13 protein-coding genes are annotated in these 15266 nt (G+C 68.7%); 12 read left to right on the forward strand and 1 reads right to left on the reverse strand.

The window, feature by feature from the left end; genetic code table 11:
• The first annotated feature begins 28 nt into the window (after positions 1–28).
• From H7F35_RS28625 to H7F35_RS28640, 4 genes are read left to right on the forward strand one after another with little or no spacing between them, the layout of a single operon-like run.
• Complete coding sequence (locus H7F35_RS28625) at positions 29–451, forward strand: acyl dehydratase (RefSeq protein ID WP_187114445.1); 423 nt, start codon at positions 29–31, stop codon at positions 449–451.
• 1 nt (position 452) lies between these two features.
• On the forward strand, positions 453–1256 hold the full coding sequence (locus H7F35_RS28630) for a crotonase/enoyl-CoA hydratase family protein (protein WP_187109896.1): 804 nt from the start codon (positions 453–455) through the stop codon (positions 1254–1256).
• Between the two features lie 15 nt (positions 1257–1271).
• Positions 1272–2252: a tripartite tricarboxylate transporter substrate binding protein gene (locus H7F35_RS28635; RefSeq protein WP_187109897.1), complete on the forward strand. Its 981-nt coding sequence runs from the start codon at positions 1272–1274 to the stop codon at positions 2250–2252.
• Between the two features lie 59 nt (positions 2253–2311).
• Positions 2312–3283, forward strand: coding sequence for a Bug family tripartite tricarboxylate transporter substrate binding protein (locus H7F35_RS28640; protein WP_187109898.1), 972 nt, complete (start codon positions 2312–2314; stop codon positions 3281–3283).
• Here the strand turns inward: H7F35_RS28640 and H7F35_RS28645 are convergent.
• Entirely contained in the window at positions 3271–4194 is a 924-nt protein-coding gene (locus tag H7F35_RS28645; protein ID WP_187109899.1) for a LysR family transcriptional regulator, read from the reverse strand. The two genes, H7F35_RS28640 and H7F35_RS28645, sit on opposite strands and share 13 nt — an antisense overlap.
• Before the next feature lie 143 nt (positions 4195–4337).
• On the opposite strand from H7F35_RS28645, the gene H7F35_RS28650 reads away from it, so the two are divergent.
• The 8 genes from H7F35_RS28650 to H7F35_RS28685 all read left to right on the forward strand — a co-directional run bounded on the left by H7F35_RS28650 (position 4338) and on the right by H7F35_RS28685 (position 15252).
• Positions 4338–5495, forward strand: a complete 1158-nt coding sequence (locus H7F35_RS28650) for an acyl-CoA dehydrogenase family protein (RefSeq protein WP_187109900.1) — start codon at positions 4338–4340, stop codon at positions 5493–5495.
• 24 nt (positions 5496–5519) lie between these two features.
• Positions 5520–6536 (forward strand): acyl-CoA dehydrogenase family protein, encoded by a 1017-nt coding sequence (locus H7F35_RS28655; protein WP_187109901.1) that lies wholly within the window; start codon positions 5520–5522, stop codon positions 6534–6536.
• Between the two features lie 54 nt (positions 6537–6590).
• A complete protein-coding gene (locus H7F35_RS28660) occupies positions 6591–7700 on the forward strand; it encodes a CaiB/BaiF CoA transferase family protein (protein ID WP_187109902.1) in 1110 nt (369 codons plus the stop codon).
• A gap of 60 nt (positions 7701–7760) precedes the next feature.
• Positions 7761–10523, forward strand: coding sequence for a LuxR C-terminal-related transcriptional regulator (locus H7F35_RS28665; RefSeq protein WP_315970463.1), 2763 nt, complete (start codon positions 7761–7763; stop codon positions 10521–10523).
• 129 nt (positions 10524–10652) lie between these two features.
• Positions 10653–11591, forward strand: coding sequence for an SDR family oxidoreductase (locus tag H7F35_RS28670; RefSeq protein ID WP_187109904.1), 939 nt, complete (start codon positions 10653–10655; stop codon positions 11589–11591).
• A gap of 45 nt (positions 11592–11636) precedes the next feature.
• A complete protein-coding gene (locus H7F35_RS28675) occupies positions 11637–13208 on the forward strand; it encodes an acyl-CoA synthetase (RefSeq protein WP_187109905.1) in 1572 nt (523 codons plus the stop codon).
• Entirely contained in the window at positions 13205–14047 is an 843-nt protein-coding gene (locus H7F35_RS28680) for an enoyl-CoA hydratase/isomerase family protein (RefSeq protein ID WP_187109906.1), read from the forward strand. Before H7F35_RS28675 ends, H7F35_RS28680 begins: the two co-directional genes overlap by 4 nt.
• Before the next feature lie 17 nt (positions 14048–14064).
• A complete protein-coding gene (locus H7F35_RS28685) occupies positions 14065–15252 on the forward strand; it encodes a lipid-transfer protein (protein ID WP_187109907.1) in 1188 nt (395 codons plus the stop codon).
• The last annotated feature ends 14 nt before the right edge of the window (positions 15253–15266 follow it).

The following is a 15266-nucleotide window of genomic DNA, read 5'->3' on the forward strand; positions in this document are numbered from 1 at the left end:
CTTTTATTTCGACGACCTGCCATCGGGCATGCGCTTTCGCTCCCGCGCCCGCACCGTGACCGAGGCAGACCTCGTGAGCTTCATCAACCTGAGCTGGCTGAACGAGGAACTGTTCACCGACACCAGCGACCGGGCCCACATGGCGATTCCGGGCCGGGTGGTGCCGGGCGCGCTGATCTATGCCTTCGCCGAAGGACTGATCACGCCGTCCATGCAGGGCACAGGGCTCGCATTTTTGAATGCCGAACTCGACATCGCCGCGCCGACCTTCGTGGGCGACACGATCCATGTCGAGTGCGAGGTGATCGAGCGTCGTGCCACCGCCAAGCCCGGATGCGGCCTCGTGCGCACCCGCAATGCGGTCCTCAACCAGCATGGCAAGACCGTCCTGACCTACACGCCGCTGCGCATGATGCGCATGAAGCCTGCAAACGAAACGAAGGCGCACTGACATGGAAGACTTCCTCAAGATCGAGCGCGACGGCGGTGTCGCCGTGGTGACGATGAACCGTCCGCAGACCCGCAATGCGCTGTCCGATGCGGATGCCGTCGAGTCGCTGATCGCGCTGTGCGACACCGTCAACCGCGACCTGTCCGTGCGCGCCGTGGTGCTGACCGGTGCCGGCACGGCGTTCTCGTCGGGAGGCAACCTGAAGACCTTGCGCGACATCGTCGGCAGCGGTCTGGGCGAGCCGGTGCACAGCCGCTACGCCTACCGCGACGGCATCCAGCGCCTGCCGCTGGCGCTGTGCAACCTCGAAGTGCCGACCATCGCGGCCGTCAACGGGCCGGCCTACGGCGCGGGCAGCGACCTGGCATGCATGTGCGACATCCGCATCGCCTCTCGCACCGCCGTGTTTGCCGAGAGCTTCGTCAAGCTCGGCCTGATTCCGGGCGATGGCGGTGCGTGGCTGCTGCCCCGCGCGGTCGGCATGTCGCGCGCTTGCGAGATGGCCTTCACCGGCGATCCCATCGATGCTGCGCAGGCGCTGCAATGGGGGCTGGTCTCCGATGTGGTCGAGCCCGATGCGCTGATGCCCACCGCGCTGCGGCTCGCGCAGCGCATCGCCAGCAATCCGTCGCATGCCTTGCGCATGACCAAGCGCCTGCTGCGCGAAGCACAGCATGCACGGCTCGACACGGTGCTGGAGATGTCGGCGGGTTTCCAGGCGCTGGCACACCACACCGCCGCGCACGAGGCTGCACTCGATGCCTTTCTCGACGCTGCAGCGGCCCGTGCCGCTGCGCGTGGCTGACACCAGGAAATGAACATGTCCTTTCAACGCCGCCACATCCTTGCCGCTGCGGGCGCGCTCGCAGCGATGCCGCTGGCCCGCGCAGCCGGCGATTCAGGCGCCTGGCCGCAGAAGTCGATCCGGCTGGTGCTGCCTTACGCTGCCGGCGGCCCCACCGACGTCGTGGCACGCGCCATCGGGTTCAGGCTCTCGCAACTGCTCGGGCAACCGGTGATCGTCGACAACCGCACCGGTGCCAGCGGCAACATCGCGACCGAGTTCGTGGCCCGCTCGGCACCGGACGGCTACACGGTGCTGTACCACTCCTCAGGCCTGGCCATCAGTCCGGCGCTGCACAAGAATCTGCCTTACGACACGCTGCGCGACCTCGTGCCCGTGGCACTGCCTGCGCTGATCCCGACCGTGCTCATGGCAAGCCCGACCTTGCCGGTCTCCAACATCGAGGAGTTCGTGCAGTACATGAAGGCGCGGCCCGGCAAGCTCAGCTACGGCTCGGGCGGGCAGGGCAACGTCACGCACCTGGGTGTCGCGCTGTTCCTGCAGGCGCTGAAGCTCGATGCGGTGCATGTGCCGTACAAGGGCACCGCACCCGCCATGGCCGACCTGATGAGCGGGCAGACCCAGTTCCTGCTCGACGCCGTGAACTCGTCGCTGCCTTTCATCCGCGATGGCCGTGTGCGCGCGTTGGCCGTGGCCGGCAAGGCGCGCATCAGCGTGCTGCCCGGCGTGCCGGCGCTGGGCGAGTCGCTGATTCCGGGCTTCGATGCACCCACCTGGCACGGTCTGCTGGTGCCCAGGGGCACGCCGCCGGCCATCGTCAAGGTGCTCAATGAAGCGGTCAACAAGGCGGTGGCCGACCCAGGCCTGCGCAGCCAGTTCGAGCCGCAGGGCGTGCTGCTCCAGTCTTCCACGCCCGAGCAGTTCGGCATCTACCTGCGCGCGGAACTCAAGCGCTGGGCCGGCGCGGTGCAGGCGGCGGGCATCGAGGCAGAGTAAGACGACAGACAGCGGACCCGGAACACCGGGCCGTACAACAACTACAAGGAACCCGAGACATGAAGACCCCTTTGCTCGCACGCTGGCTGCTGGCGCTCTCACTCGGCTGCGCCGCCACGCTGGCGGCCGCGGCCGGCTACCCGGACAAGCCCGTCAAGATGATCGTGTCGCTGCCGCCCGGCAGCGGCGCCGACACCACCGCGCGCTTTCTGGCCAGGCACCTGACCGAAAAACTCGGCCAGCCTTTCCTCGTGGAAAACCGGCCCGGCGCCGACAGCTTCATTGCCGCGCGCGCCGTGGCCACCGCACCGGCCGACGGCTACACGATGTTCGTCGCCAGCAACTCGCCGATGGTGACCAACGTGGCCGTGTTCCGGCAACTGCCCTACGACGCGGTGAAAGACTTCCAGCCGCTGGCGCGCATCGCCCGTTTTCCGATGGTGCTGGTCGTGCCCGCCAGCTCGCCCTTCAAGACCCTTCAGGACCTCGTGGCGGCTGCGCGCCTGGCGCCGGGCAAGCTCAACTTCGGCAGCGGCACCGCCACCTACCGCGTTGCGCTCGAACTGCTGCACGAGCGCAACCAGATCAAGGCCACGGCCGTGCCTTACAAGGGCACCTCGGCGGCCATGACCGACCTGGCCGGCGGCAACATCGACTACACGATGGCCGAGGTCAGCGCGGTGATGCCGCTGGTGCGCGGCGGCAAGGTGCGTGCGCTGGCCGTCGCCGCGACCGAACGCATCAAGGAACTGCCTCAGGTGCCGACCGTGAGCGAGAGCGGCACGCCCGGCTACGAGTCGTATGCCTGGACCGGTGTGTTCTTTCCCGCAGGCGTGCCCGAGCCCGTTCTCAACCGGGCATCGCAGGCCATCAGGGCGCTGATGGAAAGCGACGAGGCCAAGGCCTTCATCACCTTGCAGGGCGGGGCGGTGTTCTACAGCGCGCCGCAAGCCTTCGGCGAGTTTCAGCGCGCCGAGATAGAGAAGACCCGGCGCATCGTGAAGACCGCCAACATCGGCTACGAAGACTGAGCCGGTGGCTGCGTTGCAGACGGATGGACCGCAGCATGCGCCACCGCGATGAAATTGCGCGCGGCCGGCGTCAGGGCATCGGGCAGCGAAGCCATCGCGATGCCCACGGTGTACTTGGAGGGCATGTCGGTCAGCGGGATCAGGCGCACGCCGTTGCTGGCATACCGCTGCACCACCGCCGGCACCAGGGCCATGCCCAGTCCGCTTTCCACCAGGCCGAGGATCGTTTGAACCTGCACCGCCTCTTGCGTGATGCGCGGCTGCACGCCGGCATCCTGGAACACCTGCATGGTCAGCACGTGCATGGTGGGCACCAGCGTGCGCGAGTACGCGACGAAGGGCTCGCCCTCCAGCTCGGCGATGGCGATCTCGCTGCGCTGCGCGAAGGCCGAATCGGCGCTCACGGCCAGCACCAGGTGGTCAAGCTGCAGCACCGTGAGCTGCGCGGCGGTCGGCGTCAAGACGGGATGGCGCACCAGCGCGAGGTCGAGCGAGTGGTCCTCGATGCGCCGCAGCAGCTCGGTGGTGGTCGACTCTTCGATCTCCAGGTCCACGCGCGGGTACTGGCGGTGAAAGCTGCGCACGATCTGCGGCATCAGCGAATAGGTGGCCGAGCCGACGAAGCCGATGCGCAGCAGGCCTTCTTCGCCGGCCACGCCGTCACGCGCCGCGCGGCGGACCTCGTCGACGAAGAACAGCGCGCGCTTGGCGTTCTGCAGCACGGCTTCGCCGGCGGCGGTCAGCCGCAGGCCGGTGGAGAGCCGGTCGAACAGGAGCACGCCCAGTTCTTCCTCGAGCTTCTTGATCGAGGTGGACAAGGGCGGCTGCGCCATGTGCAGCCGTTCCGCGGCGCGGTGAAAGTTGAGCGTCTCCGACAGGACGATGACCTGCCGCAGTTGGCGAAGCTCCATGGGGGCGAATGTCTCGGTGATTGCGGCAGTGACGGGTGGCCCGCTGCGGCTGCCAAACGGTGCAGGAGCCACACGGATTATGGCGCTCGCATCCATCGCCCGAAGCGGGCAAAACCCGATGAAGCATCTGTGAGGACACACCATTGAACACCCTGCAATCGTTTTCGCTGGTCGCGATTCCACCGGAGGACGAAGCCTTGCGCGCGCCGGTCCGCGCCTTTCTGCAATCGGCGCTGCACGGCGTGCCGCCGGCCGTGCGGGCGCGCTCCTGGATGGGGTTCGACGCCGACTTCAGCCGCGCGCTCGGGCGCCAGGGCTGGATCGGCCTGACGCTGCCCACGGCCTATGGCGGTGCGGGGCGCAGCAGCTTCGCGCGCTTCGTGCTGCTGGAAGAACTGCTCGCGGCAGGCGCACCCGTGTCGGCCCACTGGATCGCAGACCGGCAGACCGCGCCGCTGATCCTGCGCTACGGCACCGAGGCGCAGCGCGCGTTCTTCGTGCCGCGCATCGCGCGCGGCGAACTCTTCACCAGCATCGGCATGAGCGAGCCCGACACCGGCTCCGACCTGGCCAGCGTCCGCTCGCGGGCTGTTCCTACCGCCACCGGCTGGCGCCTGAACGGCCGCAAGATCTGGACGACCAATGCGCACCGGGCGCACTACATGTGCACGCTGGTCCGCACCTCGGGCATGCCGGAAGACCGGCACAAGGGCCTGTCGCAGTTGCTGGTCGACATGGCGCTGCCCGGCGTCACCGTGCGGCCGATCCGCGATCTCAGTGGCGACGGCCACTTCTGCGAGGTGCTCTTCGAGGACGTCGAGTTGCCGGCCGATGCACTGGTTGGCGAAGAGGGCGCGGGCTGGCAACAGGTAACGGCCGAACTGGCTTTCGAGCGCAGCGGGCCCGAGCGCATCTACTCCAGCCTCGTGCTCGCCGAAGCCTGGCTCGCTGAATTGCGCCAGAGCGCGGCGCCGGCGGCCAGCGTGCAGGTCATTGCGGGGCGCATCGCCGCACGCATGGCGGTGCTGCGCGCGATGTCGCTGGCCGTGGCCGAGCAATTGGGCCGAGGGCTCGATCCCGCTTTCGAGGCCTCGCTGGTGAAAGACCTGGGCACCGAGTTCGAGCAGGCAATACCCGGATGGATCGAGGAAGCCTTCGATGCGCCCGGCCATCCGGTGCCATCGGTGGGCCTGTTGCAGACCCTGGCCTACGTGACGCAACTGGCGCCCAGCTTTTCCCTGCGCGGCGGCACGCGCCAGATCATGCGCGGCATCATCGCCCGCGGGCTGGGCGTTCGCTAGCAGCACGGCACACAAGGACACATGATGAACGACACACTCCTTGACGATTTCGAACGCCCGCTGCGCGAACTCTGCACCGACGACAGCCTGCGCGCCATCGAGGCGGGCGCGTCCACCGATGCGCTGTGGCATGCCATCGACGCGCTGGGCTACACCGATGCGCTCGTGCCGGAAGAGCAGGGCGGTGCGGGCCTGTCGCTGCGCGAGCTGTTCGCGCTGGTGTTCGCCACAGGCAAGGCCGGGCTGGGGCTTCCCTTCGGCGAAACCGCCGTCGCGCGCGCTCTGCTGGCCGCGGCGGGTCATGGCGAGCGGCACGGCGCCGGGCCCATCGCGATCGCGCCCGGCATCCCCGGCGACGCAGGTGCCATCGTTTGCCGTGACGTGCCTGGCGGCGCGCTGGCGCAGCAGGTGCTCGTGAGCTGGCAAGGCGAGTGGCTTCTGTTGCCGCGCGAGCGCGCAGCGGCCACGCCGGGTGCGTGGCGCCCGCAGGCTTCGGCCACCTTGCAGTGGCACACACCCGATCTCGCGGTGGCGCGCTTCGATGCAGGCGCCGCCGATGCCGTGGCGCTCTGCAATGCGCTTCACGCCGCAGGCATGGCGGGTGCCATGGCACGCGTGCTCGAACTGGTGACCGACTACGCACGCGACCGCAAGCAGTTCGGCCGGCCGATCGCGCAGTTCCAGGCCGTGCAGCAGGAACTCAGCGTGCTGGCCGAACAGGCGCATTCGGCCACACTGGCCGCCCGCCTGGGCTGCAGCGCTGTTGGCATGCGGCCCGATCCGCTGCTGGCCGCCACCGCGAAACTGCGGGCCTGCGAGGCGGCGCGCAGCGTCTGTGCCATCGCGCACGCCGTGTTCGGCGCCATCGGCATCACCGAGGAGCACGTGCTCGGCCTGTACACGCGCCGCCTGCATGAATGGCGGGCCGCGCCGGGCACGGAAACGCAGTGCGCGCGCCTGTTGGGCCAGGCCCTGCTGGCACAGCCCGACGGCTTGTTCGATTTCGTCCGGCTGCGGTTGTCCGCGCCGGCCCTTGCCTGAATTTTTACCAATCAGCATGGCCGGCAGTCGCCATGCATCGAAGGAGACAAGCGGATGGGACCCCTTCAAGGAATCAGGATCGTGGAGCTTGCCGGCATCGGCCCGGGCCCCATGGCCTGCATGCTGCTGGCCGACCTGGGCGCCACGGTGCTGCGCATCGATCGCACCGAGGCGGCCGACCTTGGCGTGAAGCGCCCGGCCAAATACAACCTGCTGCTGCGCAACCGCCAATGCGCAATGCTCGACTTGAAGCAACCCGCAGCCGTCGAGCAGGTGCTGGAACTCGTGGAAAACGCCGATGTGCTGATCGAGGGATTCAGGCCCGGTGTGGCCGAACGCCTCGGGCTCGGGCCTGAGCCCTGTCTCGCGCGCAACGCGCGCCTCGTGTACGGCCGCATGACAGGCTGGGGCCAGACCGGCCCGCTCGCCCACGCTGCTGGCCATGACGTGAACTACCTCGCACTGACCGGCGCCCTGAACGCCATCGGCCGCAAGGACCAGGCGCCTTCGATTCCCCTGGCCCTGGCCGGCGACATGGGCGGTGGCGCGCTTTACCTGGTGATGGGCGTGCTCGCGGCGTTGCTGGAAGCACGCGGCTCCGGCAAGGGCCAGGTGGTCGACGCCGCCATCGTCGACGGTGCGGCCTCGCTGGCCACTTCCTTCTACGGCCTGCATGCCGCAGGGCTGTGGGACGAACGGCGCGGCACCAACATCCTGGACTCCGGCGCGCCTTTCTACGAGGTCTACGAATGCCAGGACGGCGGATGGATCTCGGTCGGCCCGATCGAGGCGCGTTTCTATGCGCAGCTTCTGCAGAAGCTGGACCTCGATGCCGAAGCACTCGGCGGCCAGCACGACCGCAGCGCGTGGGCGCAGGCCAAGGTGCAGATCGCACAGCGCTTCAAGTCGCGCACGCGACAGCAGTGGTGCGACCTGCTCGAAGGCAGCGATGTCTGCTTTGCACCGGTGCTGTCTTTTGCCGAGGCACCCCAGCATGCACACATGAAGGCGCGCGGCACCTTCGTCGAGGTCGACGGCGTGGTGCAGCCGGCCCCGGCACCACGCTTCAGCCGCACCGTGCCGGCCATGCCCAGGCCACCCCGGGAATTGCCGGACGCCGATCTCGCCGCCATTGCCGCCGAATGGCGCGCCGCGCGAAACTGATTCCGGCATGGACGCTCCATACTGCGAGGAATCTCTTCCTTCGTGTCCATGGATGAATCCTTGAACAACACTCTTGCGGTGGTGTCCGACCGCAGGATCGAGCCGGTCGCCAGCACCAAGCTGCTTCCGCCGCGCCCGTCGCGCCGGCTGGTGCCGCGCGACGCATTGCAGGCGCGGCTGCTGGAGGCCCGGCGCCAGCGCTGCGTGGTCGTGCAGGGCCCCGCGGGCAGCGGCAAGACCAGCACGTTGGTGGCGTGGCGGCAGGCACTGCTGGCGCTGGACTTCGACGTCGCCTGGCTGTCCCTGTCTGCCGAAGACTGCGAGCCGACACGTTTCTTCGACTGCCTGCTGGCCAGCATCGGCGAGATCGATCCCGACGCGGTGCGCGAGGCGGCGCTCCTGATGGGGCGGGACAGCGATGAGTCGGCGCTCGAGCACGCCGTGATCACCGTCGTGCAGGCCATCTCGTCCCGCTCGCGGGAACTGGTGCTGATGCTCGACGATCTCCAGCACCTGGAGGACGCCCGCATCTTCCAGGTGCTGCAATGGCTGCTCGACTACGCACCGCCGCGGCTGCACCTGGCCTTTGCTTCGCGCAACGCCTTGCCGCTGTCGTTCGCACGGCTGCGCTCGCAAGGACTCGTGAGCGAGTTCGACCTGCGTGACCTGCGCTTCACCGCCGAGGAAACCGAGCGCTTCCTGCGCGAGCAGTTGGGCAGCATCGACAAGCGCGATGTGCAGGTGCTGCACGAACTCACTGATGGCTGGGTCGCCGGCCTGCAACTGTTCGTGGTCGACATGCAGGCCAAGCAGGGCGCCGCATATGCGCGGGTGCAGGTGCGCGACGCGCAGGCCTTCGCCAGCTACTTCGAAGGCGAGGTGCTGGCGCACCTGCCATCCGAAGAGCTTGCGCTGCTCACGCGGCTGGCCATCTGCAACCGTTTCTGCGCCTCCCTGTGCGCCGCGTTGCTGGCGCTGCCGCACGCCGGCGCGGGCATGGCCTTGCGGCTGGCACGGCTGGACAGCGAGAACCTGTTCATCAGCCAGGTCAGCAGCCACGACCGTGAAATCTGGTATCGCGTGCATCCGCTCCTGCGCGAGATCCTGCTGGCACGCCTGGAAAGACTGCCGGGCGACGAACGCCGCGCGCTGCATGGCGAAGCCTGGCGCTGGTTCGAGGCGCACGGGCATTTCGACGAAGCCGTGCGCCATGCGGTGCTGGCGGGCGACGCGCACGCGGCCGCCGACATCGTGGAGGCTTGCGCGTCCGATCTGCTGGCCCGGGGCGAGCTGGCCTCGCTGGGCGGCCTGATGCGGCGGCTGCCTGCGACGCAGGTACAGGCGCGCTTTGAGCTTCGGCTCGTGGCCGCCTACCTGCGCCTGTATGCGCGCGACATCGAAGCGCTTGAAGGCAGCATCGCGCAACTGGAAGCGGAGTTCGACACGCTGGACGCACTGCAGCGCCGGGGTCTCACGCTGCTGCGCGGCGGTCTGGCGCTTCAGCGTGACGACACCGAGACCCTGCTGGCGATTGCGCCGCAGCTCGAAGCCATTCCGGACGATGCACAGGCCATCTTCGCCGGGCGCAACCACCTCCTGGCCTGGATGCACATGTACCGCGACGCCTACGGCGAGGCCCGCACGCTGCTGGAAGAGGCCGCGCAGCAGCACGGCACCTCGACCGGCCGCGGCCTGATCGGGCGCTGTCTCGCCGGCATGAGCTACGCGCTCGAAGGCCGCATGACCGAGGCGGAACACCTGTTCCGTGCGGTCCTGCAAGAGGCGCACGGGCACGGCGCCGCCCGCATCGGCGTGGCCAGCATGGCCGCGGGCCTGCAAAGCGATGTGCTCTACGAGTGGAACGAACTCGAAGCTGCCTGCAGTCTGCTGGAGCCTCGCATCGAAGTGCTGGAACGCGCCTCGATTCCCGATGCGGTGCTGCGCGCCTTCGTCGTCCTGGCATGCGCGCACTGGCTGGCGGGCCGGCGCCTCGAAGCGCTCGACCACCTCGACCACCTGGAGGACTACGCCGTGCGCAACGGCCTGGACCGCCTGCTCGCGCATGCGCTGGTCCTGCGCATGCGCCTGTACCTCAAGCAAGGCGAGACCGCACAGGCCGACCAGGTGTTCGAGCGGGTCAAGGTGCTGAATGCACGCCATGCCGATGCGGGCAAGGGCACGGCGGCCGAAACCTGGCGCATCACCGAGCGTGCGCGCGCCGACATGTGCCTGCACTGGAACGACTTCGACGGCGCCGTCGATTGCCTGAAGCCCCTCGTCGAGTGCACCGCGTCGGCCGGCCGGTGGCGCATCCTGGCCGCGCTTCGGCTGCAACTGGCCATCGCGGAGTCGGGGCGCGGCAACCAGCGGACCGCGCGCCAGCAGGCGATCGAAGCCTTGCGGCTGGGCCATAGGCTCGGACTCGTGCGCAGCCTGCTGGACGTGTCGGCGAACGTGCCGTCGCTGCTCGATGCGCTGCTGGCGGACGCGGCGCTCGACCCGGTGCTCGCGTTCTATGCGCAGCGGCTGGTGGATGCGGCCGCGGCCACGCGACGCGCGCGTGCGGCTGTCGGCGTTGCAGCGAGCGCCGCAGCCGAAGGCGTTGCCGTCGACCTGCTCAACGAGCGCGAGCGCGAGGTGCTCGACCTCGTCGCGCAGGCCATGCCCAACAAGAAGATCGCCCGCGTGCTCGGCGTCACGCCCCACACCGTGAAGTGGCATCTGCGCAAGATCTACAGCAAGCTGGGCGTCGCCGAGCGCGACGAAGCGGTCGCGCGCATGCGCGATCTCTCGCTGCTGCGGGAAACCCCCAAGCTGCGCTGAACGCCGGCTAGCCATCGCGGCTAGTGGCTCGCGGCCTTCGGCTTCGCATCATCGATGCATGCGGCACCCACTGCCGCTGCGGACCGCCCGGTCCGGCACATCGATCCCAGCGAAACGAAAGGAATGGAGATGCAGCAACTCTGCAAGGACCGCGTGGTCGTCATCACCGGCGCCGGCCGTGGCCTCGGCCGCGAATACGCACTGGAGTTCGCGCGCCAGGGCGCGAAGGTGGTCGTCAACGACCTGGGCGCGAAGCCCGACGGCACGGGCGCCATGAACGGCCCCGCCCAGGAAGTGGTGGCCGAGATCCGTGCGATGGGCGGCGAAGCCGTGGTCAACACCGACGACGTGTCCGACTGGGAGGGCGCGCAGCGGCTGATCCAGACCGCGATCACCACGTTCGGTGGGCTCGACGTGCTGGTCAACAACGCCGGCATCCTGCGCGACAAGACGCTCGTGAACATGGACATCGACGATTTCGACGCCGTGATCCGCGTCCATCTGCGCGGCACCTTCGCACCGATGCGCCATGCCGCCGCATACTGGCGCGAAGAAGCCAAGGCCGGGCGCCCGCGCGTGGCGCGCGTCATCAACACCAGTTCGTCGTCCGGCCTGTACGGCATCGTCGGGCAGACCAACTATGGCGCGGCCAAGGCCGGCATCGCCAACATGACCATCGTGGCGTCGCGCGAGCTGGAGCGCTATGGCGCGACCGTCAATGCGATCTACCCGACCGCGATGAGCCGCCTCACGGAAGACCTGTTCAAGAGCGGACAGCTCAACCCCAAGGCGCCCGCCGGCGCCGCCGGGTTCGATCCACTGGACGCGGCGAACGTGGCGCCGCTGGTCGTCTGGCTGGGCAGTGTGCATTCGGGCGCTGTCACCGGCCGGGTGTTCGGCGCCAAGGGCGGGCGCATCACGGTGGCCGAGGGGTGGCGCGCGGGTCCCCATGTGCAGAAAGACAGTCGCTGGACCGTTGCCGAACTGGGCGAGGTGCTGCCCGGCCTGGTCGCACGCGCGGCGCCGAACGCCGACCTGAGCGGCCAGTTGAATCCGTCGAACGCGTGACATGAACAAGGACTGCGGGCACCGGTCCGCGGCAGGAGACACCGCATGAAAACGGCGAACTACCTTGGAGACTTTGCCGCTCTGACGCCGGACAAGCCTGCAGTCATCAACGGCAGCAGCGGCGAGCGCCTGAGCTACCGCGAACTGGATGAGCGTTCCAACCGGCTGGCGCAGGTGCTGCATGCCCAGGGCCTGCGCCGCGGCGATTGCATCGCGATGCTGCTGGAGAACCACATGCGCTGTTTCGAGGTGGCCTGGGCGGCCTTTCGCTCGGGGCTGCTGGTGACGGCGGTCAACCGGTTCCTGACGGCGGGGGAGGTGGCCTACATCGTGGAGGACAGCGGCGCGCAGGTGCTGATCTCCTCGTCTGCCATGGCCGGTGTCGCGGCCGAACTGACCGGCACCACGCCGCACTGCGCACGCCGGCTGATGATGGACGGCGTCATCCCCGGGTGGGAGTCCTACGAGCAGGCCGTGGCTTGTGCGCCGGCGCAGCGGCTGGCCGAGGAATGGGTGGGCGGCACGCTGCTGTACAGCTCGGGCACGACAGGCCGGCCCAAGGGCATCGTGCGTGCGGCGGCCCGTGCGCGCTTCGATGAGGACGTGGCGGACCCGCGGCTGATGATGATGCACCGCTACAGCTTCAATGCCGATTCGGTCTACCTGTCCACGGCGCCGCTGTACCACGCAGCCCCGCTGTCCTATGCGACCAACACGCACTTCTTCGGCGGCACCGTGGTGTTCATGCCCAAGTTCGACGCGGTCGAGTCGCTGGCGCTGATCGAGCGCTACCGCGTCACCCACAGCCAGTGGGTGCCGACCATGTTCATCCGTTTGTTGAAGCTGCCGGATGCGTCCCGCGAAGCCTTCGACCTGTCCAGCCACCGCGTGGCCATCCATGCCGCGGCGCCGTGTCCCGCCGAGGTCAAGCGCCGCATGATCGACTGGTGGGGGCCCATCGTGCGGGAGTACTACGGCGGCAGCGAAGGCAATGGCCTGACCTCGATCGACAGCCAGGAAGCGCTCGCGCGCCCCGGTTCGGTGGGCCGGGCCGTGCTGGGCGTGCTGCGCATCTGCGACGACGACGGCAACGAGCTGCCGGCGGGCAAGGACGGGCTGATCTATTTCGAGCGCGACAGCCTGCCTTTTCACTATCACCGCGACCCCGGCAAGACCCGCGCGGCCCAGCATCCACGGCACCCGAACTGGACCGCGATCGGCGACATCGGCCACCTGGACGCGGACGGCTACCTGTACCTGACCGATCGGCTCTTCTACATGATCATCTCGGGCGGGGTGAACATCTACCCGCAGGCCATCGAGGATGCGCTGGCCCTGCACCCCAGCGTGCAGGACGCCGCCGTGATCGGCGTGCCCGACGCCGAGATGGGCGAGGCCGTGAAGGCCGTCATCGAGCCCGCGCCCGGCGTGGCACCCACGCCGGCATTGGCGCAAGCGCTCATCGCCTTCCTGCGCGGCAAGGTCGCGAGCTACATGCTGCCGCGCTCGGTGGACTTCATCGACGAGATGCCGCGCCTTCCCACCGGCAAGCTCTATAAGCGCGCGCTGCGCGAGCGCTATGCCAAGGCCGAACCGAGCAAGGAGACCCAGACATGAACGACACCACCGAAACCCTGCGCGCCTCGCAGTTGCGCATCGAAGGCGGCATCGCCGAGCTCAGCCACCAGCGCCCGGCGCTGCGCAATGCGCTGTCCACCGAACTGCAGATGGACTACGCCGACGTCATCGCGCGCGTCGAGAGCGACCGCGAGATCCGCGTGCTGCTGATCACCGGCTCGGGCGGCAGCTTCTCTGCCGGCGGCGACGTCAAGTTCATGCGCGAACGGCTGACCGACCCGGGCGTGGCGACGGCGGACTACATGCGCGGCCGGCTGCGCAAGGCCCACCAGTGGCTGACCCGCCTGCGCGAGCTGGAAGTGCCGGTCGTTGCCGCGGTCGACGGGCCGGCCTACGGCGCGGGCTTCGGTCTTGCCTTGCAGGCCGACTTCGTACTGGCATCGACGCGCGCCGTGTTCTGTGCTTCTTTCGCGCGGTTGGGTGCCGTGCCCGACTTCGGCCTGCTGCACACGCTGCCGCGCATCGTGGGCCTGTCCCGCGCGAAGGAGCTGATGCTGACGGCGCGCCGCCTGGGTGCACAGGAAGCGCAGGCGTGGGGCCTCGTGCATGCGGTCCATGCAGACGATGCGCTGCAAACCGAGGCGAGGGCGTTTGCGCAGCGCCTGTGCGCAGGCCCGCGCGAGGCGGCCGGCATGACCAAGAACCTGGTCAACAGGAGTTTCGAGACCGATTGCGCCGCGATGTTCATGGCCGAGGCCAGCGCGCAAGCCGTGGCCATGCAAACGCCTTACCACGCCCAGGCCGTGGCCGACTTCGCGCGCGACGGCGCCTTCCGCTACGACTGGGACCGCATGGCGGCCGGGCGTCCTGCCTCCTGAATCGCAAAGGAAAACGCATGACTGAAAACGTTCTGATCGCCGGCGTCGGCATGGTGCCCTTCACCAAGCCCGGCGCTGGCCCCAGCTACCTCGAGATGGGCGGCGATGCCGTGCGCATGGCATTGGCCGATGCCGGCATCGGCTACGGGCAGTTGCAGATGGCGTTCGCCGGCTATGTCTATGGCGACACGAGCTGCGGCCAGGGTGTGCTGTACCGCGTGGGGCGCACGGCCATCCCGGTGTTCAACGTCAACAATGCCTGCGCCACCGGCTCCAGCGCGCTCTACCTGGCGCGCGCCGCGGTGCAGAGCGGGCAGGTCGAGTGCGCGCTGGCGCTGGGCTTCGAGCAGATGCAGCCGGGGGCCACGCGTTCCAACTTTCCGGATCGCCCGATTCCGCGCGGTGACGTGCTGCCGATACAGGACGCGCTGTGCGGCGATGCCGGCGAGATCCCGCGCAATCTGGTGACCTTCGGCGGCGCCGGCCGCGAACACATGCGCAAGTACGGCACCCGGATGTCCACGTTCGCCGCGATCCGCGCCAAGGCCAGCCGCCACGCGGCGAACAACCCGCTGGCGCTGTTCAGGAAGATCGTGACGACCGAAGACGTCATGAACGACCAGGTCATGTGGGAAGGCGTGATGACCCGCATGATGGCCTGCCCACCCACCTGCGGCGCGGCCGCCGCGATCGTATGCTCGCCCGCGTTCGCGCGGCGGCACGGTCTGCGCACCGACGTTGCGATCCTGGCGCAGGCCATGGTCACGGACCCGCAGGAATCCTTCGAGCCACCGACCATGAAAGGCTTCGTCGGCGCCTACATGGCCGAGCGCGCCTCGCGCGCGGTCTACGAGCAGGCCAGCGTCGACCCACGGGACATTCCGGTGGTCGAGCTGCACGACTGCTTTGCCCACAACGAGCTGCTGAGCTACGAATCGCTGGGCCTGTGCCCCGAAGGCGGCGCCGAGCAGTTCGTGCTTGACGGTGACAACACCTACGGCGGCCGTGTCGTCACCAACCCTTCCGGCGGCTTGCTGTGCAAGGGCCACCCGCTGGGCGCCACCGGCCTGGCCCAGTGCTACGAGCTGACGCACCAGTTGCGCGGCACGGCTGACAAGCGCCAGGTCGACGGTGCGCGGCTCGCGCTGCAGCACAACCTGGGCCTGGGCGGCGCCTGCGTGGTCACGCTGTACGGCAAGCATTGATTTCTTTCAGAACA

This window comes from Variovorax sp. PAMC26660 (assembly GCF_014302995.1).
GTDB lineage: Bacteria > Pseudomonadota > Gammaproteobacteria > Burkholderiales > Burkholderiaceae_C > Variovorax.

Coding starts and splice junctions, on each gene's coding strand:
- H7F35_RS28625 (WP_187114445.1), top strand. CDS start 29: ATGCGCTTTCGCTCCCGCGCCCGCACCGTGACCGAGGCAGACCTCGTG.
- H7F35_RS28630 (WP_187109896.1), top strand. CDS start 453: ATGGAAGACTTCCTCAAGATCGAGCGCGACGGCGGTGTCGCCGTGGTG.
- H7F35_RS28635 (WP_187109897.1), top strand. CDS start 1,272: ATGTCCTTTCAACGCCGCCACATCCTTGCCGCTGCGGGCGCGCTCGCA.
- H7F35_RS28640 (WP_187109898.1), top strand. CDS start 2,312: ATGAAGACCCCTTTGCTCGCACGCTGGCTGCTGGCGCTCTCACTCGGC.
- H7F35_RS28645 (WP_187109899.1), bottom strand. CDS start 4,194: ATGGAGCTTCGCCAACTGCGGCAGGTCATCGTCCTGTCGGAGACGCTC.
- H7F35_RS28655 (WP_187109901.1), top strand. CDS start 5,520: ATGAACGACACACTCCTTGACGATTTCGAACGCCCGCTGCGCGAACTC.
- H7F35_RS28660 (WP_187109902.1), top strand. CDS start 6,591: ATGGGACCCCTTCAAGGAATCAGGATCGTGGAGCTTGCCGGCATCGGC.
- H7F35_RS28670 (WP_187109904.1), top strand. CDS start 10,653: ATGCAGCAACTCTGCAAGGACCGCGTGGTCGTCATCACCGGCGCCGGC.
- H7F35_RS28675 (WP_187109905.1), top strand. CDS start 11,637: ATGAAAACGGCGAACTACCTTGGAGACTTTGCCGCTCTGACGCCGGAC.
- H7F35_RS28680 (WP_187109906.1), top strand. CDS start 13,205: ATGAACGACACCACCGAAACCCTGCGCGCCTCGCAGTTGCGCATCGAA.
- H7F35_RS28685 (WP_187109907.1), top strand. CDS start 14,065: ATGACTGAAAACGTTCTGATCGCCGGCGTCGGCATGGTGCCCTTCACC.